Here is a 21001-nt window from a genome sequence, read left to right on the forward strand (position 1 = left end):
AGCTTGTCGAGACCTGGGTCTCGACAAGCTCGACCACCGACACAAGCTCCACCAGCACCGGCGAATGTCGCTCAGGGGTCAGTCGAGGACCTTGAACTCCACGCGGCGGTTCTTCTCCAGGTCGTCGAACGTGCGCGGGACCACCAGCGGCTCCGACTCGCCGAAGCCCTTCCAGGTCAGGCGGTCGCGCTCGACGCCCTGCTGCACCAGCTCGTCGACGACCTTCTCCGCGCGGCGCTCGCTGAGCTCCTGGTTGTGCTCGTCGGTGCCCACCGAGTCGGTGTGGCCCTCGATGCGGACCTCGACCTCCGGGTGCTCCCCGAGCACCTCGGCGGCCTTGCGCACCACCTTGCGCCCGTGCTCGGTCAGCTCGGCGCTGTCCGTGACGAACGTGATGTTCGGGATCTCGACGAGGTCCTCCTGCGCCTCCTCCCGCTCCTCGCGGGTCGGCTCGCGCCTCGGCTCGTCGTCCTCCTCCTCGGCGGCCTCGTCCTCGGTCGCCTCGGTCTCGCCGTCCGACGTCGCCCCGGTCGCCTCGGGCGAGGCGGTCGCCTCGCCCGTCGGCTCCGCGGCCTCGGTCTCTTCCTCGGCAGGCTCGGCGGGTTCCGCGGCCTCGGCCTCCGCGGGCTCGACGTCCGAGCCGGCCGAGACCAGGCCGTCCGGCCCGTAGGCCGCCGCGGCCCGGACGCCGGCGACACCGCCCACGACGTCGGCGGCCTCGAGAGCCACGGCGTCGCTCGGCGCGGTCACGTCGGCGTCGCGGCCCGAGAACGCGACGTCCGCGTCGATCCCCGCGGCGGAGAGGGCCCCCTGCGCGCTCTCCGTCAGCGTGGACTCGATGTGCTCGCGGAACCCCGTGTTCTGCACGCTCGAGATGGCACCCAGCCCCAGGACCACGATGATCACCGGGGGCAGGACGACCTTCAGGTTCATGCCTTCACCTCGGACCCCGTCGGCTCCGCGTCGTCCTCGGCGGCCGCCGCCTTGGCCTCGTCCTCGGCGATCGCCTCGGCCTTTGCCTCGGCGCCCTCGACCTCGTCGACGTCGGTGTAGTCGACGTCCTTCCGGAACTTCGCGTGCCGGTCCTGGCCGCCGATCAGGTAGTCCTGGTACTCCTGCAGGCCGTCCTCGTCGCCGTCGGCCAGGTACTGCGCCTGGTCGGCCCAGCTGCTGGCCGCCGGGGCGAACTTGATGCCGCCCGTGGCGAGCGCCGCCCGGAGCTCCGTCTCCGTCGCGGCCGCGATCTTCGCGTACGTGGCGTAGCCGGCCGCCTTCAGCGTCGCCTCGATCTTGGGGCCGATGCCCTCGATGCGCTGCAGGTCCTGCGGCTCGGGCTCGGGCTCCGGCGCGGGCTCGGCGGCCGGCTCCGGGGCCGCCGCGGCCTCCGCCTCGTCCTCGGCCAGCGCGGCGGCCTTGGCCTCGGTGCCCTCGACCTCGTCGACGTCGGTGTAGTCGACGTTCTCCTTGAACTTCGAGGCGCGGTCCTGGCCGCCGATCAGGTAGTCCTGGTACTCGCGCAGGCCGTCCTCGTCGCCGTCCACCAGGTACTGCGCCTGGTCGGCCCAGCTCGTCGCGGCCGGGGCGAACGTGATGCCGCCCGCGGTCAGCGCCGCGCGCAGCTCGTCCTCGCTCGCGCCCGCGACCTTGGCGTAGGTGGTGTAGCCGGCTGCCCGCAGCGCCGACTCGATCTTGGGGCCGATGCCCTCGATACGCTGCAGGTCCTGCGGCTCGGGCTCCGGCGCGGCCTCCGCCTGCTCGGCGGCGACGGTGGCGGCCTCGTCCTCGGCGATCGCCTCGGCCTTGGCCTCGGCGCCCTCGATCTCGTCGACGTCGGCGTAGTCGACGTTCTCGTTGAACTTCGCGCGCCGCTCCTGGCCGCCCACGAGGTAGTCCTGGTACTCCTCGAAGCCGGCCGTGTCGCCGTCCACGAGGTACTGCGCCTGGTCGGCCCAGCTGCTCGCGGCGGGCGCGAACTTGATGCCCTGGCCCGCGACGGCCTCGCGCAGCTCGTCCTCGCTCGCGCCCGCGATCTTCGCGTACGTGGTGTAGCCCGCGGCGGCCAGCGCTGCGGCGATCTTCGGGCCGATGCCCTCGATGCGCTGCAGGTCGTCCGCGGCCGCCTTGGCGGCGGCCTGCTCCGCGGCCTCGCGCGCGACGGCCTCGGCCTCGGCGACGACGGCGGACCCGTCGGCCCCGGCGTGCTCGTCCTCGCCGGCCTGCGCGGCGGCCTCGTCGTCAGCCTCGGCGTCGGCCTTCGTGCCGGTCGTGCCGGACTCGTCGGCAGCCTCGGCGCCGGCCTGCTCCGCACCGGCCGCACCGGCCCCGGCGTCGCCCTCGGTCCCGCCGTCCTCGGTGTCGACGGCGTCGCCCGCGCCAGCCTTCTCGCCGGGCTCGTCCGCGGCGGCGACTGCGGTGGCCGCACCGGCGGCCCCGGCGACGGCGAGCACGCGCACGGGCTCGGCGTCGGCGGCCTCGGCGCCGTCCGCCTCGGTGCCGCCCTCGGCGGTGTTCGCGCGCGTGACCGCCTCGCTCTTCTCGGCCGTGTGCTTGCCCTTGCGGCGACCCCAGACGAGCCAGCCGATCCAGATGCCGATCGCGAGGCCGATCAGGGCCGCGATGATGATGAATGCGAGCGATTGGGCGATGAACCAACCCACGCGAACCTCCAGGTGACTGCTGTGTGTGGTGAGTGAGGGCGACCGACGGGACTCGCGAGCGCGGGCGCCACCAAATGGTGCCTCAGTACGCAAATCTCCATCGAACGCCGCAAACTCTCCCACATCCCTTTCACCCGGGCATTTCCAACCATGTAACGGTATGGAAAAACATGGCGAAGTCCCGCCCGCGAACGGCCGCCGGTAGCCTGCCGACATGACGAGTACCGACAGCCCTGACTGCCTCTTCTGCAAGATCGTCGCGGGCGACATCCCGGCGGACGTCGTCGCGTCGTCGGACACCGCCATCGCCTTCCGGGACATCGCGCCCAAGGCGCCGGTGCACGTGCTCGTGGTGCCGAGGGAGCACTACCCCGACGTGCCCGCCTTCGCGGCGTCGGACCCCGAGGGCCTGGCGGGCGTCGTCGCGCTCGCGGACGGCGTGGCGACCGAGCTCGGCGACGGCCAGTACCGCCTGATCTTCAACACGGGGCCCAAGGCCGGCCAGACGGTCTTCCACGTGCACGCGCACCTGCTCGCCGGAGGCGAGCTCCCCGGGTTCGCCTGAACTTCTTCTCGACCCGGAGCAGGAAAGACCGTGGCGTGGCCCTGGCAGGTCGATAGGATGACCATGTCGTCATCCCTACCGCGTGAAGGAGCGGATCGGCCCGGCGGGCCGGCTCATGACAACTTCGTCCAGCACACAGTCACAGACCCGGATCGAGCACAAGATCGTCGTACCGGCCCACATCCCGACGGTCGCGCTCCTCGGGAGCCGGGACTCGGTGCTGCGGGCCGTCGAGGAGGGCTTCCCCGGAGTCGACGTCCTTGCCCGTGGCAACGAGATCGCGGTGAGCGGACCGGCGGGCGACGTCGCCCTGGTCACCCAGCTGCTCGACGAGCTGATCGAGGTCGTCGAGGCGGGCACCCAGCTCACCCCTGAGGTCGTCAAGCGGTCGGTGGCGATGCTGAGCGACGCCTCGGCCTCCCGCCCCGCCGAGGTCCTCACGTTCAACATCCTGTCCAACCGGGGCCGGACCATCCGGCCCAAGACGGTGGGGCAGAAGGCGTACGTGGACGCCATCGACACCAACACCATCACGTTCGGCATCGGGCCGGCCGGTACCGGCAAGACCTACCTCGCCATGGCCAAGGCCGTCCAGGCGCTCCAGGCCAAGCAGGTCAACCGGATCATCCTGACCCGCCCGGCCGTCGAGGCGGGCGAGCGCCTCGGGTTCCTCCCGGGCACCCTGTCCGAGAAGATCGACCCGTACCTGCGCCCGCTGTACGACGCGCTGCACGACATGGTCGACCCCGAGCAGGTGCCCAAGCTCATCGAGGCCGGCACCATCGAGGTGGCGCCCCTGGCCTACATGCGCGGCCGGTCGCTCAACGACTCGTTCATCGTGCTCGACGAGGCGCAGAACACCTCGACCGAGCAGATGAAGATGTTCCTGACCCGCCTGGGCTTCGGCTCCAAGATGGTGATCACCGGCGACGCCACGCAGGTCGACCTCCCGGGCGGCACCACCTCCGGGCTGCGCGTCGTCGAGGACATCCTGCTGGGCGTCGACGACGTCGAGTTCTGCCGCCTGACGTCGTCCGACGTCGTGCGGCACCGCCTGGTCAGCGACATCATCGACGCGTACGCGCGGTGGGACGTCGTCGCGGGCGGTCAGCGCCCCGGCCGCCAGCCGCAGGACCATCGTTCGGGAAGCAACAAGAGGCAGCGCCGGTGAGCATCGAGGTCAACAACGAGTCGGGGTTCGAGGTCGACGAGGCGGAGTTCGCCGCGCTCGGCCGCTTCGTGCTCGACGCCATGCGGGTCCACCCCCAGTCGGAGCTGTCGATCATCTTCGTCGACACCACCGTCATGACGGACCTGCACGTGCAGTGGATGGACGAGCCCGGACCCACCGACGTCCTGTCGTTCCCCATGGACGAGCTGCGCCCCGGGCGGGACGGCGACGTCACGCCCGCCGGCACCCTCGGTGACATCGTGCTGTGCCCGGAGGTCGCGGTCACCCAGGCCAAGGCCGCCGGCCACTCGACCACCGAGGAGCTGCTGCTCCTGACGACGCACGGCATCCTGCACCTGCTCGGCTACGACCACGCGGAGCCCGAGGAGGAGAAGGAGATGTTCGCCCTGCAGCGCAAGCTCCTCCTGACCTTCCTCGCGACCCGGTGACCGGCGTGATCGTCCTGCTCCTGACCCTGGTCGTGCTGGTCGGTCTCTCGCTGGCGGGCATGCTCTCGGCCGGCGAGGCCGCGCTCCTGCGCGTCACGCGCGCCTCCCTCACGGAGGCGCTCGCGGAGGCTGAGCTGGGGCAGTCGCCCGACCCGGAGCGCGCCGCGCGGATCCGGCGCGCCCAGGCGCTCGTCGTGGACCCCACGGCGATCGTCGCGTCGTTCGCGCTGGTGCGCGTCATGGCCGAGGTCGTCGCGATCGCGGCCGGGACCCTGCTGGTGCAGCAGGCGATCCCGGGCGAGGGCGTGCCCAACGAGCTGCCGGTGATGCTCATCGCGCTGGTGGTGGGCGTCGTGGTCGGCGTCATCTTCGTGCGGGTCTCGCCGCGCGCGCTCGGCTTCCGGCGTCCGGTCGGGGTGCTCGTCGCGCTGGTGGGGCCGCTGACCTCGGTCTCGCGCGCCGTCGCGTGGCTCACGCGCCTGTCGGTGCCGCGGCACGACCCGTCGCCGCCCACCGAGGCCGAGCTGCGCGACATCGCGGACCGGGTGGGGGAGTCCAGCGCCTTCGAGGAGTCCGACCGCGAGCTGCTCCGGTCGGTCATCGAGCTCGGCGGCACCATCACGCGCGAGGTCATGGTGCCGCGCACCGACATGGTGACCGTCACGGCCAACACCTCGCTCGACAAGGTGCTGCGGCTGTTCCTGCGCTCCGGCTTCTCGCGGGTGCCCGTGGTCGGCGAGTCCGTGGACGACGTCGTCGGCGTCGCCTACCTCAAGGACGTCGTGGCCGCGGTGCACTGGCCCGTCGACGACGGCGGCAGCGGCGTGCGGGAACCGTCCCGGCGCCCGGCCTCCGACGTCGCGCGCGACGCCGTCTTCGTGCCCGAGTCCAAGCCGATCGACGACCTGCTGCGCGAGATGCAGGCCTCGGCCAGCCACATCGCGCTCGTCGTCGACGAGTACGGCGGCGTCGCCGGCCTGGTGACCATCGAGGACCTCCTGGAGGAGGTCGTCGGCGAGCTCACCGACGAGCACGACACGGTGCCCGTCCAGGAGGTCGAGGAGCTCGGCGGCGGCACGTTCCGCGTGCCGGCCCGCCTCCCGGTCGACGAGCTCGGCGACCTGTTCGACCTGCGCCTGGACGACGACGACGTGGACACCGCCGGTGGCCTGCTCGCCAAGGCGCTGGGCAAGGTGCCGCTGGCGGGCGCCTCCGTCGAGGTCGGCGGGGTGCACCTGGAGGCGGAACGGATCGAGGGGCGGCGCAAGCAGCTCTCGACGATCCTCGTGCACCGCACGGAACCGGCAGGCGAGCCGGAGGACAGCAACGGTGGTCTCGACCAGCACGACCACCGTGATCAGAAGCGTGACCAGAAGGAAGTGACCTCATGAGCGATCAGGCCGCAGGGCAACAGACCACCGGACACCGGAGCGGGTTCGCCTGCCTGGTGGGCCGCCCCAACGCGGGCAAGTCGACCCTGACGAACGCGCTGGTGGGGCAGAAGGTCGCCATCATGTCGGCACGGCCGCAGACCACGCGGCACACCATCCGCGGCATCGTGCACCGCGAGGACGCCCAGCTCGTGCTGGTGGACACGCCCGGCCTGCACCGCCCGCGCACCCTGCTGGGCGAGCGGCTCAACGACCTGGTGCGGGACACGCTCTCGGAGGTGGACGTCATCGCGTTCTGCCTGCCCGCCGACCAGAAGGTGGGCCCCGGCGACCGCTACATCGCGGCGCAGCTCGCCGAGCTGATGACCGGCCGCCGCGCCGTGCCCGTCGTCGCCGTGGTGACCAAGGCCGACCTGGTGCCGCGCAACGACCTGATGGAGCACCTCATCGCCGTCGAGCAGCTCGCCAAGTCCGTGGACCGCGAGTGGGCCGACATCGTGCCCGTCTCCGCGAAGGACGGCTACCAGGTCGACACCCTGGAGCAGGTGCTCGTCTCGCACCTGCCCGAGGGGCCCGAGCTGTACCCGGACGGCGAGCTGACCGACGAGCCCGAGGCCGTCATGGTGGCCGAGCTGGTTCGCGAGGCCGCGCTGGAGGGCGTGCGCGACGAGCTGCCGCACTCCCTCGCGGTGGTCGTCGAGGAGATCGTGGAGCGCGAGGGCTCGGGCGACCCCGAGAAGGGCCGGCCCGCGCTGCTGGACGTGCGCGTGAACCTCTTCGTGGAGCGCGACTCCCAGAAGGCGATCGTCATCGGTCGCGGCGGGTCCCGGCTGCGCACCGTCGGCACCGAGGCGCGGCGCGGCATCGAGAAGCTGCTGGGCCAGCGCGTGTACCTCGACCTGCACGTCAAGGTCGCCAAGGACTGGCAGCGCGACCCGAAGCAGCTGCGCCGGCTGGGCTTCTGACGCCGTCGGCTGGTTGCCCCGGGCTCGGGCCGTGCTTAGAGTAAGTAGAAATAAGTAACTCTAAGAAAGGCCCTTCGGATGGCGGCGTCGAAGAACCCGTTCAAGCCGTCGGCCGGTGCCACGCCGCCTCACCTGGTCGGTCGTGACGACCAGGTGGCCGCGGTGGCCGACGGGATCGACGAGGGCCCCGGTTCGCCGGGGCGGCTCACGATCTTCACGGGCGCCCGAGGTGTGGGCAAGACGACCCTGCTGAACGCGGTCGACGACGTGGCCCTGGAGCACGGGTGGCTGTTCGTCGACGAGACGGCGACCGCCGGCCTCATGGGCAGGCTCGACGAGCACGTCAGCCACATGCTCGAGGAGCGTCGGCCGCGCCCGAAGCGACGCCTGACGGGTATCAACCTGTCGGCGTCGTTCGGCGGGGTCTCCACCGAGCTGACCCCGGAGCTGTCCGCGGGGCTGCGGCGCAAGCTCAACACTCTGCTCGACGATCTGGAACGGCACGACTCCGGTCTGCTGCTCACGATCGACGAGGTGCACGTGACGCTCCCGGACATGCGGGAGATCGCGGCCCTCGCCCAGCACATGGTGCGCGAGCAGCGTCAGTTCGCACTCGTGATGGCCGGCCTTCCGTCCGCGGTGTCCGGCCTGTTGTCGGACGACGTGCTGACCTTCCTGCGCAGGGCGGACAAGCACGTGCTGGGTGACGTGAGCATCGACGAGGTGCACGACGCGCTGGTCGCCACGTTCGAGGAGAACGGCCGGGCGATCACCCCGGAGGCGAGCTGGCTGGCCGCCGAGGCCACGTTCGGCTATCCGTTCCTGATCCAGCTCGTCTGCTATCACGTCTGGCGCGCCACCGACGGGGACGTCGCCGATCTGGCCGCCGTCGACGCCGGGATCAGCGCGGCACGCCGCCGGCTGGGCAGCCTGGTCCACGAGACGGCGCTCGCCGACCTCTCCGACCTGGACCGGACCTTCCTCGTCGCGATGTCCGTCGACGACGGCCCGTCGCGGATGGCGGACGTGCGACGGCGGATGGGTGAGGTGAGCCCGCAGCACGCCAACACCTATCGACGGCGGCTGATGGCCGCCGGCATGATCCAGCAGGTGTCGCACGGCAAGGTCGCGTTCGCACTGCCGTACCTCCGCGACTTCCTGCGCGAGCACGGCGCCGCCTACGGCCTGGGCCCCGACGAGCTCTGACCAGCCCGAATATCGCAGCCAGGATTACGGGCAATACGGACACTGTGCTGTGATTGCCGCATGGAGAGAGTGGTCGCTCGGACGTCCCCCGTCGAGCTCACGAGCCTGAGCGGGCTCACCCCCTTGTCGGCAACCACGGGCGGCATGGACTCGCAGGAGATCTACGACGTCCTGCGCAGCAGATGGGGCGTCGTGGCGCCCGTGGACATGGAGCCGGGCGTGCCGGCGTGGCTGGTGATGGGGCACGCGGAGATCTGCGAGATCACGCGGAACGAGTCGCAGTTCTCCCGGGACCCGCGCAACTGGCGCTGGCACTACGACGGACTCCTGTCGGAGCGCTCGGCCCTGCTCGGCATCTCGCCGCGCGAGCCGCGCAACTCCTCCTACCACCACGACGGCGAGCGGCGTCGCCGCCTGCGCCAGCCCCTGGACGACGGTCTGGAGGCGCTGCCGGAGAAGCTGGTCGTGGCCCAGGTCGAGGAGGTCTGCACCCGGCTGATCGAGGGCCTCGGGGCCGGCGGCGAGACGGACCTCGTGGCGGACTGGGCCAAGAAGGTGGGCTTCCTCGCGGTGACGTCCCTGTTCGGGTTCGACCCGGCGACCGCCGACCAGATGATGGTCGACTCGGCGCACATCATGGACCACACCGGCGAGGCCGCCGAGGCGCGCGACCGGATGGGCCGCAACCTGATGGCGCACGTCCAGGCCCGCAAGGAGGTGGCGGGCACGGACCTGACGTCGTCGTTCGTGCGGCACCCGAGCTTCCACGACGACCGCGAGGTCGCCGACTCGATGTCCGTGCCGCTGATCGCCGCCAGCGAGTTCCTCACCGCGTGGATCGCCCTGACCCTGCGGCTGCTGCTCACCGACCAGCGGTTCGCGGCGCGCTGGACCGGCGGCCGGATCGCCCTCGACGAGGTGCTGGACGAGGTGCTGTGGCGCGAGGCGCCCGCCGCGAACCCGCCGCTGCCCCGGTACGCGATGAACGACCTGGAGATCGACGGCAAGCTCGTCCGCAAGGGCGACGCCCTGGTCATGGCGGTCGCCGCCGCCAACCAGGACCCGCTGGTGCACACCGGCAACATGTGGGACGAGGTCGGCAACCGCGCGCACCTGGCCTGGGGCGTGGGCCCGCATCGGTGCCCGGCGTCGCGGCAGGCGCGGATCATCGCACGCGTGGCGATCAACCGGCTGCTGACCGAGCTGGACCTGGAGCTGGCGGTCGAGGACCACGACCTGGCCTGGGTGCCGTCGCCCTGGGTGCGGCACCCGCAGGCGCTGCCGGTCCGCTACCGGCGGGCGCGCTCGTCGGGCACGGAGATCTACGAGGTGCGCTGAGTGTGACGTGGTCGAGGTGCTCTTCCGCGTCGAGCTGACCCGGTAGTACCGTCACGAAAGGTATTTACCGGACATCTTTCGTGGAGGAAGAGCATGCTCACCGTTGACCTGGTCCGCCGCGGAGCCGCCCGGTTCGGTCCTCGTACCGCCGTCCGGTTCGGCGACGAGTCGCTGACGTACGCCCAGGTGGACGGGGCCGCGAACGCCATGGCGCGGGTGCTGCACGCCCACGGCGCGGAGCCCGGCTCGCGGGTGGCGCTGCTGATGGGCAACGGGCTGTGGTCCATCGCCATGGACTTCGCCTGTCTCAAGGCGGGGGTCACCCGGGTGCCGCTGAACGCCCGGCTGTCCGCGGTCGAGCAGGGCCGCATGCTGGAGGAGACGGGCGTGCGCCTGCTGGTGCACGACGCCGCCCTGGCCGAGCGCGCGGCCGAGCTCGCCACCGCGCACGGCGTCACCACGCTGGGCCTCGGCGCGCCCGGCGCCGCCGGCGGCCCGGACCTGCTGGTCGCGATGGAGGACGTCCCGGCCACCGACCCGAACCTCCCCGCGAACCCGCAGGACCCGATCCTGCTGCTGTACACGTCGGGCACCACGGGCACGCTCAAGGCGGTCGAGCACACCCAGGCCAGCTACGCCGCGATCGTCACGAACATCCTGACCAACCTCGTCAGCCCGGCCCGCGACTCGGTGATGCTGCACGCGGCCAGCCTGATCCACGCCAGCGGCACGTTCGTGCTGCCGTACTGGCTGCGCGGCGGCGAGTCCGTGGTGCTGTCCGGGTTCGAGCCGCAGGGCTACGTGGACGCGATCGCCCGGTACCGCGCCACGGAGATCAACCTGGTGCCCACGATGATCGGCATGCTGCTCTCGTCGGGCGTCGCCCAGAAGGCGGACGTCGCCTCCCTGCGCACCGCGATCTACGGGGCCAGCCCCATGCCGCGCCCCGTGATCGAGCAGGCCATGGACGTGTGGGGCCCGCGGTTCGCGCAGTACTACGGCCAGACCGAGGCGCCCCTGTGCCTGACCGTGCTCGACGCCGAGGACCACGGCGACGCCGCCCTGCTCGGCTCGTGCGGCCAGCCCGCCCTCGACGCCCAGGTCGTCGTGACCGACGACGACGGCGTGCCGGTCGCACCCGGCGAGATCGGCGAGATCCGGGTGCGCGCGCCGTTCACGATGGCCGGCTACCACGCAGCCCCCGAGCTGAACGCCGAGATGTTCGCCGGCGACGGCTGGCTGCGCACCCGCGACATGGCCCGCACCGACGAGCGCGGCTACCTCTACCTCGTGGACCGGCGCAGCGACATGATCATCACCGGCGGCTACAACGTCTACCCGCGCGAGGTCGAGGACGTGCTGCTCGCCCAGCCGTCGGTGGCGCAGGCCGTCGTCGTCGGCGCACCCGACGACACCTGGGTCGAGGCCGTCACCGCGTTCGTGGTGCCCGCGCCCGGCGCCGTCGTCGACGAGGCCGCGCTCCAGGCCGCGGTACGCGACCGGCTCGCCGGGTACAAGGTGCCCAAGGCCGTGCGCGCCGTCGACTCCGTGCCGCTGTCGCCCGTTGGAAAGGTGCTGCGCCGCGCGCTGCGCGAGCCCCTGTGGGAGGGCCGCCGGTGAGCGTCCTGGTCACCCGCGAGGGCAGCGTCACCCTGATCGGCATCGACCGTCCCGAGCGGCGCAACGCCGTCGACGGCCCCACGGCCGCGGCGCTCGCCGACGCGTTCCGGGCCTTCGACGCCGACGACGCCGCGACCGCCGCCGTGCTGTACGGCACGGGCGGCACGTTCTGCTCCGGTGCCGACCTGAAGGCGCTCGGCACGCCGGACGGCAACCGCGCGGCGGCCGACGGGGACGGACCCATGGGGCCCACCCGGCTGCGGCTGACCAAGCCCGTGATCGCTGCCGTTTCCGGGCACGCCGTGGCGGGCGGGCTGGAGCTCGCCGCCTGGGCAGACCTGCGGGTCGCCGACGAGACCGCCGTGTTCGGCGTCTACTGCCGCCGCTGGGGCGTGCCCCTGATCGACGGCGGCACCGTGCGGCTGCCGCGGCTGATCGGGCAGTCGCACGCGATGGACATGATCCTGACCGGCCGGTCCGTCGACGCCGACGAGGCGCTGCGCATCGGGCTGGCCAACCGCGTGGTGCCGGCCGGGCAGGCGGTGCCCGCTGCGGTGGCGCTGGCGGCGTCGCTCGCGGCGTTCCCGCAGGTCTGCCTGCGGGAGGACCGCGCCTCGGTGCTGGACCAGTGGGGGCTTCCCGAGGCGGACGCCCTGGCTCAGGAGTGGGTGCACGGCGAGCGCTCCCTGTCGGCCGACGCCTACACGGGTGCGGCCGACTTCGCCGCGGGCGCGGGCCGGCACGGCGCCCCGGCCTGACGTGGCCCGGTCGGTTCCCCTTCGAGACCTAAGTTTCTCGCCTTTCAAGGGGCTGAAAGGCGAGAAACTTAGGCCTCGAAGGGGATGGGCGAGACGGCGGGGTCAGGCTCGGAGGCGGCTCGCTGACGCGTCCCGGTCGGCCGGGGCGTCCCAGTCGATGCGGTAGTCCGTCACCCAGTCCTTGGTGCTGCGCGCCGCCGCACGGCTGACCAGCGGCAGGATCACGCGGTCGCGCAGCACCCGGGTGAGCGGGCTGGGGATCTTCTGGTTCGAGGTGCGCTTCGCCTGCGCGATCAGCTTCTCGACCCGCCCCCGGCGCAGCGCCTCGAACGCCGCGAACGCCGCGACGGGCTCGCCGTGGTCCCGCAGCAGGCGGGCGAGCAGCACGCCGTCCTCGATCGAGAGCGAGGCACCCTGGCCCGACGTCGGCGAGATGCCGTGCGCGGCGTCGCCGACCAGTCCGATCGGGCCGCGGTGCCAGACGGGCACCTTGGGCAGGTCCAGCGTGTTCCACGGGCTGATGACCCGCGGTGTGGCGGCGATCAGCTCCAGCGCGGGGCCGGCGTCGTCGGCGAACAGGCGCTCCAGCTCGGCCCGCCAGCGGTCCGGGGTCCAGGCGGCGAGCTCGTCGTCGGACGCCGCGCGGGCGCGCGGCACGTTCGCGAACCACCAGACGTCGCCCGGGGCGCGCTGCACGTAGGCGAAGAAGGCGCGCCGGCCGAAGATCATGGTGAACACGCCTGCGGGCGCGTCCACGGAGACGCCCGACGCGTAGCCGCCGGTGTTCAGCAGCCCGGTGTAGCGCGGCGGCGGGCATCCCCGGTCAAGGATCGTGCGGACGGCGGAGTGCAGGCCGTCAGCGCCGATCAGCAGGTCGCCCTCGGCGGTGCTCCCGTCGGCGAAGGAGGCGACGACGCCGCGCCCGCCCGGCCCTTCCGCGGCGTCCACCAGGCGCTTGCCGTACTCGATCTGGATGCCGCGCCGGACGGCCTCGTCGCGCAGCCGCGTGTAGAGGTCCGAGCGCCGGACGGTCTGGCTGACCGTGCCCGGGCCGTCGTCGCGGCCCATCGGGAGGTGGGCCAGGAGCCGGCCGCCCGAGCCGCGCAGCTCCAGCGCCGGGGTGTCGAAACCGCCCAGGTCGTGCGGGTCGATGTCCAGCACGCGCAGGGCGGCGAGCCCGTTCGGGGCGAGGTTGAGGTAGGCGCCGACGCCGTCCGCGGTGCGGTCGTATGCCTCGTGGACCACGGCGTCGATGCCCGCCTTCTGCAGGGCCATGGCGGTCACGGGCCCGGTGATGCCCGCTCCGATGATGATCGCTCTCATGTACTCACCATAAAATGGGTAACCATAAGATGGCAAGGTGTCCGACGAAGAAGCTGAGCCCGTACCGCCGCCTAGGCTGGGCGCCGTGACCCAGGACTCCCGGCCCCGCTCGCCGCTCGCGATGGTGCTGCTCGCGCTGCTCGCCGAGGAGCCGATGCACGCCTACCGCATGCAGCGGCTGATCAAGACCCGGCGCAAGGACGACGTCGTCAACGTGGCGCGCTCCAACAGCGTCTACCAGGCGATCGAGCGGCTGCTGCGCGACGGCCTCATCGAGGTGCACGAGAAGCAGGCGGCCGACGCCGGCCCGGCCCGGATCGTCTACGCCCTGACCGACGACGGCTCCGCCGCCCTGCGCCGCTGGATGGACGCCGCGCTGGCGACCCCCGCGCGCGAGTTCCCCGAGTTCCGGGCGGTGCTGGCCGTGCTCGCGATCACCGGGCCCGACCTGGTGCGCGACCGGCTCGCCGAGCGCGCCGTCGCGCTCGAGGCCACGCTGGCCGAGGCCGAGAAGGAGGCCGCCGACGCCGAGGAGTGGGGGCTCCCGCGCGTGCTGCTGCTGGAGCACGAGCACCTGCTCGTCGCCACGCGCGCCGAGCTGGACTGGGTGCGCGGCGTGGTCGCTGACCTGCGCTCCGGCGCCCTGACGTGGGACACGCAGGAGATGCTGGACTCGCGCCCGCCCGAGTGAGGCCGAGGCGTCGGGAGTAGCATCCGAAGGTGTTCTTCAGGACCGTCGCCACCTCCGCCGCGATCCTGGTCGCCCTGGCCGTCACGGGCGCCGTCGCCGGACCGGCCTGGGAGCCGGAACCGGTCACGAACCACCTCGACGTGAGCACCACCTCGACCGCGATCGGGGGTGCCTCGCCCGACGCCGGGCAGCCCGGCGACCACGAGGTGCGCGAGACCCCCGTGACCATCCCGCTGGCCGACGGCCTGGAGGTGGGCGGGCTGCTCCGCGAGCCGGTCCTGACCGGGCCGGACGCCGCGGACGACGCCCCGGGCCGCCCCGGCATCGTGTTCGTGCACGGCGCGGGCACCGGCAAGGCCGCCGACGCGTTCACGCTGGCCGCGACGGCGCTCGCGAGCGCGGGGATCACCACGCTGGTGCCCGACAAGCGCCTCGACAACTACTCCACCCGGCACCGGGACTACGAGCAGATGGCGCGCGACTACGCCTTCTCGGTGCGCTTCCTGCGGGACGTGCCCGGCGTCGACCCGGACGACGTGGGCCTGTACGCCGAGTCGGAGGGCGCGTGGGTGTCGCCGGTGATGATGGTGGACGACCCGCGGCTCGCGTTCCAGGTCCTGGTGTCGGCCCCGGTGGTGCCGCCGCGCCAGCAGGCCGCGTACGCCGTCGACAACTACCTGCGCAACACCGACGTGCCGGCCGGGGTGTTCCGCGCCATCCCGCGCGCCGTGGGCATGAAGGTGCCGGGCGGCGGGTTCGAGTACGCCGACTTCGACGTCCGGCCCTGGCTGCGCGAGCAGCAGGACCCGATCCTCGCCGTGTTCGGCACCAACGACGCCTCGATGCCGCTGGAGCAGGGCACGCGCGAGCTCCTGGCGGACGCCGACGACGTGACGGTGCGGTTCTACGAGCGCGCCAACCATGGCATCAACGTCGAGACGCCCGCCGGCCTGGTGCTGCACCCCGACTTCGCGCGCGACGTCGCCGACTGGGTGCTGGGGCTGCCGGCGACGGCGTCCGCCCCGCCGCAGGTCGCCGGCGCCCAGCCGGAGCAGCTCTACCTCGCGGCCCCCGTGCCGCAGCCGCACTGGTACGGCGACGGCGACTGGCTGGTAGGGGTGGTCGTCACGGCCTCCGGGCTGCTGGTCCTGGGTCCGCTGCTCGTGGGCGGCACGGTGCTGACCGGCCGCCTCGCCGGACGTCGCTCCGGTCGCCCGGGCGTGCGACTCGGCCAGGGCCTGCGCGGGCCGCTGACGTGGCTGGGCGTCGGCTCCGTGGCGACGTTGCTCGGGCTCGGCGCCTACCTCGGGGCGGTAGCGCGGCTGGCCCTGGACTACGAGAAGAACGCATGGGTGGTGCAGGGCGGCTGGATCGCGGTGCGGCTGCTGGGGATCGTCGCCGTCGTCGCGGCGGCGCTGCTGGTGGGCCGGCTCCGCGACCGGCGGATGTCGCTGGTCGAGACCGGGGGGCCCGAGCCCCGCCGCGTCGCCGTCGCCGTCGTCTCGACGGGGTTCTGGGCGATCGTGCTGGGCTCGGCGACGCTGCTGGTGACCCTGGCCTACTGGGGCGCCTACCAGCTGGGCATCTGAGCCGCCACCGCCAGCGGGCGCGGCACCACGGCGTCCGGCAGCGTCTCCGGCAGGGCGTCCGGGAGGCGCAGGTGCCGCACCTGGTCCACGTGCGTCGTCGTCGCCAGCGCCGCGCTGTGCCCTGCCGGCGCGGGCACGTGCGTCAGGTACGGGCGGGGGTGGGGGAGCCGCACCGACGGGTCGGCCGTCACCAGGCTCGGCCGCGGCCCCGTCACGTCGAGGTCCCGCAGCGGGATCGCCAGGCCGTGCCCCGTGAGCTTCGTCGTCGCCTCCTTGCGGGTCCAGGACGCGAGGAGGGAGTCGGCGCGGTCCCGGGCGGGCAGCCGGCGCCACGCGTGGTGCTCGGCCCGGGTGAGCGCGGCCGCCGCGAGGTCGTCCAGGTCCCGGTCCTCCGGCCGGGCGTCGAGGTTCGCCCCCACCCGGCCCTCGCCGACGACGGCGACCAGCACCCACGCCCGCGTGTGCGACACCGAGTAGTCCAGGGCGGCGTCCTTGACGTGCGGGCGGCCGTGCTGCGGGTCGCCGCAGCGATCGCATGTGCGCTCCACCACGATGTCCTCCGGCGCGAGGCCCAGGTAACGCGACAGGATCAGGCGCTGCGCCGCGCGCGACGTCAGGTGGACGTCCGTCGCCAGAGCGTCCAGGCCCACGAGATGCTCCCGATCCGGTACGGTCAGCAGGCGCGTCCAGGCTTCTCGGCGTCTGACCGGCACGAGCCAGACGTCGCAGGTGCGGGGTGCTGGTGCGGCAGCTGAGTCCACTGCGTTCTCCTGAGACCTCGATGTGCCCGCGGCTGTCGCCGAGGGCGGAAGTTCCACGCATCCCAGATGTGATGGACGTGCGCAGAAATGCAGGTGTGACCGGACTCGCCGTGGCACAGCCGGACAGAGCCGGTCGCAGCGGGTAGAAACGGGGTGGACCCCAGCGCCGCCAACCCCACTTCCCCAGTCTCGACCAGTGGCGTTATCGAGGAGTGAACGGATGATGGACCAGCACGCTTCGGAGCGTGACGAGAGAACTTCGGGCGACGTCGCGGACGACGCGAACGGCGCACCGACCGAGAGCCTCGGCCACGAGCACGTCGCCACGCTCGCACCCGAGGCCGGGACCGGCACCACGCCCGGCACCGCCGCCGACGGCGCCGGGGACGTCCGGCCGTTCGCGAACATCGCGGCCGCCGACTACGTGCGCGACGCCATCGCCGCGCTCGCCCTCCTCGTGTCGCTCGCACTGCCCTGGAACCTGCTGGACCGCTCCGCGGACCGGGTCGAGGTCGTGCTGGCCGTCGCGCTGTCGCTCGCGTCGCTGACCCTGCCCTACCTCGCGCGCTTCGGCGTGCTGCCCGTCACGTGGACCGTGCACACCACGCGCCGCGCCCGCCTGATCGCCGGGCTCCCGCTCGCCGTCATCGGGCTGGTCCACCTCGTGCTCGACCTGCGCAGCGGCGCGGGCGTCGGCACCGGCCTGGGCCTCGCGCTCGCCGGCGCGGCGCTCGCGGCGACCCCGCGCGACAGCGAGCTCGGCCCCGTCGACCAGGACGGCGCCGTGGTGCGCGCCTGGCGGTTCGGCCTCGCCGGCGTCGGGGCGCTCATCGCCCTGGGCGCCGTGATCTCGACGCTGCTGGCCGAGCTCGCCGACGGCGCCACGCTCGGCGACCGGCTGCTCGCGCCCGTGTGGCTCGTGCTCTCGCTCGGCCTCGTCTGGCTCCTGGTCGGCGGCACCGTGCGGCACGACCGGCCCTCCCGCCTCGTGCTCGTCGCCGTCGGCATCGTGCTGGCGCTCCTGTTCGTCTTCACCTCCGGCGGCGCGCTGACCGGCATGGAGTCCATGCAGCCCGGCGTCACCGACCCGAGCCGGTTCGGCCTCGTGCTGCTCCCGCTCGCCGCGGCCGTGGCCGGCTCGCCCGCGGTCCGTCGCGACCCCGCGGCGGCCGACGCCGAGGAGAGCACCGAGCACGCCGCCGGCGTCTGGGTCCGCGTGGCCATCCGCGCGTTCGACGTCATCCTGCTGCTCGCCGTCTGCAGCGCGCTGGCCGCGCTCGTCCAGCTCATCGACCCCGGCTTCATCGGCTCGGGCGCCGGCGTCACGCTGGTGCTGCGGCTCGTGCTCGGCGTCATCGTGGCCGGCATCGCCTGGTTCGCGCGGCGCTCGCTGCAGCGCGACCCCAACACGGGCCACGTGCCCGCAGTCGGCGCCGCGTGCGTGGCGGGCGTCCTGGGCCTCGTGGTCGTCATCGCGACGTCGGGCGCCAGCCTGGGCGTGAACCTGGGCGACCTGCTCATGGCGCTCGCGCTGCCGATCGTCGCGGCGAGCGCGCTGATGGTGCCCAAGGCGGTGCGCGAGCACTTCCAGACCGCCGGCATCGGCGGCGAGGTCGAGGCCGACCGCAGCCAGGCCTACGTGTGGGCCCCGCCGCGCCCCAAGGGCGACAAGGCCCCGCCGGCCACGCTGCCCGAGGAGCCCGTGCGGAGCGCCCCCGAGCTGCGGCGTCCCGCCGAGCCCCGCCGGGTCACCTCGACGGGCGCCGTGCGGACCGTCGCGGGCGCCACCGCCGCCCAGCGCGGCGTCGTACCGGTCCGGGCCGTGGAGCCGACGTCGGGCGAGACCCCGACCTCGGGCGCGGCCCCGACGTCGGGCGAGGTGTCGATCGGAGCGATGCGGACGGTCGAGGACATGCCGGCGGCGGCCGCCCCGGTCGACGCGACCGCGAGCATGCCGCCGGTCCGCTCGGGCGCCACGCCGGTCGCGGCGCAGCCGTCGCACCCGACGTCGCACGCGACCGCGCGCATCCACCCGGTGGGCCAGCAGGCGCCGGCGGAGGCCGCGGGCGGGCTCGACGAGGACGTGGAGCACACGACGCGCCGGGTGGTCAGCGGGCAGCCGCAGGGCCAGGGTGCCGCGACCGCCGGTCGCGACGCCGAGTCCGGGCACACCGCGGTGCTGCCGCCCGTGGTGGCCGGCGGCCGGTGGAGCCCCGCCCAGGCGCTCGACCCGGCCACGCCGCTCGCGGACCTCGCCAAGATCGTGCAGGAGTCGCCGCACCTGCGGCCCCAGGTCGCGGCCAACCCGTCGACCTACCCGGCGCTGCTGGACTGGCTCGGCGCCCTGGGCGACCCCCAGGTCGACGCGGCGCTCCGCAGCCGCCGCTGACCTCCCGACGTGTCAGACGTACAGGTCACTCCGGTGACCTGTACGTCTGACACGTGTGCGTGGGGCGCCGCTCCTGCAAGCGGGGTCAGGTCCGGATCGTGGGCGCGGTTGGCGTCCCGTGGCAGGTGTGGGAGTACAGTGGCGGCGTGCGTCTCACGGTGATCCTTCTCCTTCGCTGCCGCGACGAGGCCTAGACAGGCCGGTCCCTCGTCGCGGAGGCTTGGTGTGCCGGCCAACCTCACCGAGCGAAGGACACATGATGGAGAACAGCATCACCGCCACCACCCCCGGCGGAGTTCACGAGACAGCCGTGCACGGCGCAGCAGGCGGGATCATCGAGGACAACCCGCAGCAGACGTCGGGCATGCCAACGCAGAAGTACCGGCCCTTCCACGAGCAGATCCACCTCGAGCTGCCCGACCGCACCTGGCCCGCCAAGCGCATCGAGAAGGCCCCGCGCTGGTGCGCGGTGGACCTGCGTGACGGCAACCAGGCCCTGATCGAGCCGATGGACGCGGAGCGCAAGCTGCGCATGTTCGAGCTCCTGGTCCAGATGGGCTACAAGGAGATCGAGGTCGGTTTCCCGTCGGCCAGCCAGACCGACTACGACTTCGTGCGCAAGCTGATCGACGAGAACCGCATCCCCGACGACGTGGTGATCCAGGTCCTCACGCAGGCTCGCGCACACCTGATCGAGCGCACGTACGAGGCGATCACGGGCGCCAAGCAGGCGATCGTGCACCTGTACAACTCCACGTCCGTGCTGCAGCGCGAGGTCGTCTTCCGCTCCGACCAGGACGGCATCGTCGACATCGCGCTCGACGGCGCCAAGCTGTGCCGCAAGCTGGAGGAGACCGTCCCGGGCACGCGGATCTACTACGAGTACTCCCCGGAGTCGTACACCGGCACCGAGCTGGAGTTCGCGGTCCGCATCTGCAACGAGGTCATCGAGGTCTTCGAGCCGACGCCGGAGCGCAAGGTCATCATCAACCTGCCCGCGACCGTCGAGATGGCCACGCCCAACGTCTACGCCGACTCGATCGAGTGGATGAGCCGCCACCTGGCCCACCGCGAGAACGTCATCCTGTCGCTGCACCCGCACAACGACCGGGGCACGGCCGTGGCCGCGGCCGAGCTGGGCTACCTGGCCGGTGCCGACCGCATCGAGGGCTGCCTGTTCGGCAACGGTGAGCGCACCGGCAACGTCGACCTGGTGACCCTGGGCATGAACCTGTTCTCGCAGGGGATCGACCCGCAGATCGACTTCAGCGACATCGACGGCATCCGCCGCACGGTCGAGCACTGCAACCAGATGCCCGTGCACGAGCGGCACCCCTACGTGGGCGACCTGGTGTTCACGGCGTTCTCGGGCTCGCACCAGGACGCCATCAAGAAGGGCTTCGAGCACATGGCCGGGCGCGCCGAGGCCGCCGGCGTGGGCGTCGACGACCTGGACTGGGGCGTGCCGTACCTGCCGATCGACCCGCGCGACGTCGGCCGGTCGTACGAGGCCGTCATCCGCGTGAACTCGCAGTCCGGCAAGGGCGGCGTGTCCTACCTGCTCAAGAGCGAGCACAACCTGGACCTGCCGCGCCGGCTGCAGATCGAGTTCTCGCACGCCGTCCAGAAGGTGACCGACGAGCAGGGCACCGAGGTCACCGGCGCGGACATCTGGCGCATCTTCACCGACGAGTACCTGCCTGTCGAGGAGAACGCGTCGTCCGGCCTGGAGCACTGGGGCCGGCTCACGCTGCGCGGCACCCGGGCCGTCTCCGCCGAGGGCGAGCAGGACACGCTCGAGGTGGACGTCACCGACCGCGGCAAGGAGCTGACGCTGACCGGCACCGGCAACGGGCCGATCGACGCCTTCGTGAACGCGATCGCCCAGGTAGGCGTGGACGTACGCGTGCTGGACTACACCGAGCACGCCCTGTCCGAGGGTGGCGACGCGAGCGCCGCGGCGTACGTCGAGTGCGCGGTGGGCGACGACGTCCTGTGGGGCGTCGGCATCGACCCGTCGATCACGCTGTCGTCCCTGAAGGCGATCGTGTCGGCGGTCAACCGCGCGGAGCGCGCGGCGGTCTGACCCGGCCCCCGAGCGCTGGGTGCCCGTCGGTCTCCCGACGGG

Annotated in this window: 17 protein-coding genes; 13 read left to right on the plus strand and 4 right to left on the minus strand. The window is 72.8% G+C overall.

Features of this window, described 5'->3' with window-relative positions; all coding sequences use genetic code 11:
* Window positions 1–78: 78 nt before the first annotated feature.
* A complete protein-coding gene (locus tag ACFU5G_RS19730) occupies window positions 79–933 on the minus strand; it encodes an OmpA family protein (protein ID WP_377248540.1) in 855 nt (284 codons plus the stop codon).
* The gene (locus ACFU5G_RS19735) at window positions 930–2657 is read right to left on the minus strand and encodes a helix-hairpin-helix domain-containing protein (RefSeq protein ID WP_377248542.1); all 1728 of its coding nucleotides are present in this window, start codon (window positions 2655–2657) and stop codon (window positions 930–932) included. The genes ACFU5G_RS19730 and ACFU5G_RS19735 overlap by 4 nt, the downstream gene beginning before the upstream one ends.
* A 214-nt stretch (window positions 2658–2871) precedes the next feature.
* Here ACFU5G_RS19735 and ACFU5G_RS19740 point away from each other — a divergent pair, with 214 nt between their 5' ends.
* The 9 genes from ACFU5G_RS19740 to ACFU5G_RS19780 all read left to right on the plus strand — a co-directional run bounded on the left by ACFU5G_RS19740 (window position 2872) and on the right by ACFU5G_RS19780 (window position 12120).
* Complete coding sequence (locus ACFU5G_RS19740) at window positions 2872–3222, plus strand: histidine triad nucleotide-binding protein (RefSeq protein ID WP_121384176.1); 351 nt, start codon at window positions 2872–2874, stop codon at window positions 3220–3222.
* 115 nt (window positions 3223–3337) lie between these two features.
* Window positions 3338–4393 carry a PhoH family protein gene (locus ACFU5G_RS19745; RefSeq protein ID WP_033326134.1) on the plus strand — a complete coding sequence of 352 codons (1056 nt, stop codon included), beginning with the start codon at window positions 3338–3340 and terminating at the stop codon, window positions 4391–4393.
* Entirely contained in the window at window positions 4390–4842 is a 453-nt protein-coding gene (gene ybeY, locus ACFU5G_RS19750) for an rRNA maturation RNase YbeY (RefSeq protein ID WP_116676321.1), read from the plus strand. The genes ACFU5G_RS19745 and ybeY overlap by 4 nt, the downstream gene beginning before the upstream one ends.
* Window positions 4839–6233 carry a hemolysin family protein gene (locus ACFU5G_RS19755; protein ID WP_377248545.1) on the plus strand — a complete coding sequence of 465 codons (1395 nt, stop codon included), beginning with the start codon at window positions 4839–4841 and terminating at the stop codon, window positions 6231–6233. The genes ybeY and ACFU5G_RS19755 overlap by 4 nt, the downstream gene beginning before the upstream one ends.
* Window positions 6230–7198 carry a GTPase Era gene (gene era, locus ACFU5G_RS19760; protein ID WP_377248547.1) on the plus strand — a complete coding sequence of 323 codons (969 nt, stop codon included), beginning with the start codon at window positions 6230–6232 and terminating at the stop codon, window positions 7196–7198. The genes ACFU5G_RS19755 and era overlap by 4 nt, the downstream gene beginning before the upstream one ends.
* Window positions 7199–7276: 78 nt before the next feature.
* Complete coding sequence (locus ACFU5G_RS19765) at window positions 7277–8404, plus strand: ATP-binding protein (RefSeq protein WP_377248549.1); 1128 nt, start codon at window positions 7277–7279, stop codon at window positions 8402–8404.
* 60 nt (window positions 8405–8464) lie between these two features.
* Entirely contained in the window at window positions 8465–9742 is a 1278-nt protein-coding gene (locus tag ACFU5G_RS19770; RefSeq protein ID WP_377248551.1) for a cytochrome P450, read from the plus strand.
* 93 nt (window positions 9743–9835) lie between these two features.
* On the plus strand, window positions 9836–11362 hold the full coding sequence (locus ACFU5G_RS19775) for a class I adenylate-forming enzyme family protein (RefSeq protein WP_377248553.1): 1527 nt from the start codon (window positions 9836–9838) through the stop codon (window positions 11360–11362).
* A complete protein-coding gene (locus tag ACFU5G_RS19780) occupies window positions 11359–12120 on the plus strand; it encodes a crotonase/enoyl-CoA hydratase family protein (RefSeq protein WP_377248555.1) in 762 nt (253 codons plus the stop codon). Before ACFU5G_RS19775 ends, ACFU5G_RS19780 begins: the two co-directional genes overlap by 4 nt.
* A gap of 102 nt (window positions 12121–12222) precedes the next feature.
* On the opposite strand, the gene ACFU5G_RS19785 is transcribed toward ACFU5G_RS19780, so the two are convergent.
* Complete coding sequence (locus tag ACFU5G_RS19785; RefSeq protein ID WP_377248557.1) at window positions 12223–13443, minus strand: FAD-dependent oxidoreductase; 1221 nt, start codon at window positions 13441–13443, stop codon at window positions 12223–12225.
* 85 nt (window positions 13444–13528) lie between these two features.
* Between ACFU5G_RS19785 and ACFU5G_RS19790 the strand changes: the two genes are divergently transcribed.
* Window positions 13529–14134 (plus strand): PadR family transcriptional regulator, encoded by a 606-nt coding sequence (locus ACFU5G_RS19790; RefSeq protein ID WP_377248559.1) that lies wholly within the window; start codon window positions 13529–13531, stop codon window positions 14132–14134.
* A 29-nt stretch (window positions 14135–14163) separates the two neighbouring features.
* The gene (locus ACFU5G_RS19795) at window positions 14164–15723 is read left to right on the plus strand and encodes an alpha/beta hydrolase family protein (protein ID WP_377248562.1); all 1560 of its coding nucleotides are present in this window, start codon (window positions 14164–14166) and stop codon (window positions 15721–15723) included.
* Here ACFU5G_RS19795 and ACFU5G_RS19800 read toward each other — a convergent pair.
* Complete coding sequence (locus ACFU5G_RS19800; RefSeq protein ID WP_377248565.1) at window positions 15705–16484, minus strand: 4'-phosphopantetheinyl transferase family protein; 780 nt, start codon at window positions 16482–16484, stop codon at window positions 15705–15707. The two genes, ACFU5G_RS19795 and ACFU5G_RS19800, sit on opposite strands and share 19 nt — an antisense overlap.
* A 220-nt stretch (window positions 16485–16704) precedes the next feature.
* Between ACFU5G_RS19800 and ACFU5G_RS19805 the strand changes: the two genes are divergently transcribed.
* A complete protein-coding gene (locus tag ACFU5G_RS19805) occupies window positions 16705–18873 on the plus strand; it encodes a hypothetical protein (protein ID WP_377248568.1) in 2169 nt (722 codons plus the stop codon).
* 256 nt (window positions 18874–19129) lie between these two features.
* Complete coding sequence (gene leuA / locus ACFU5G_RS19810; RefSeq protein WP_377248571.1) at window positions 19130–20959, plus strand: 2-isopropylmalate synthase; 1830 nt, start codon at window positions 19130–19132, stop codon at window positions 20957–20959.
* Window positions 20960–21001: the final 42 nt, after the last annotated feature.

Origin of the sequence: Promicromonospora sp. NPDC057488, assembly GCF_042802395.1 — a bacterium.
GTDB lineage: Bacteria > Actinomycetota > Actinomycetes > Actinomycetales > Cellulomonadaceae > Promicromonospora.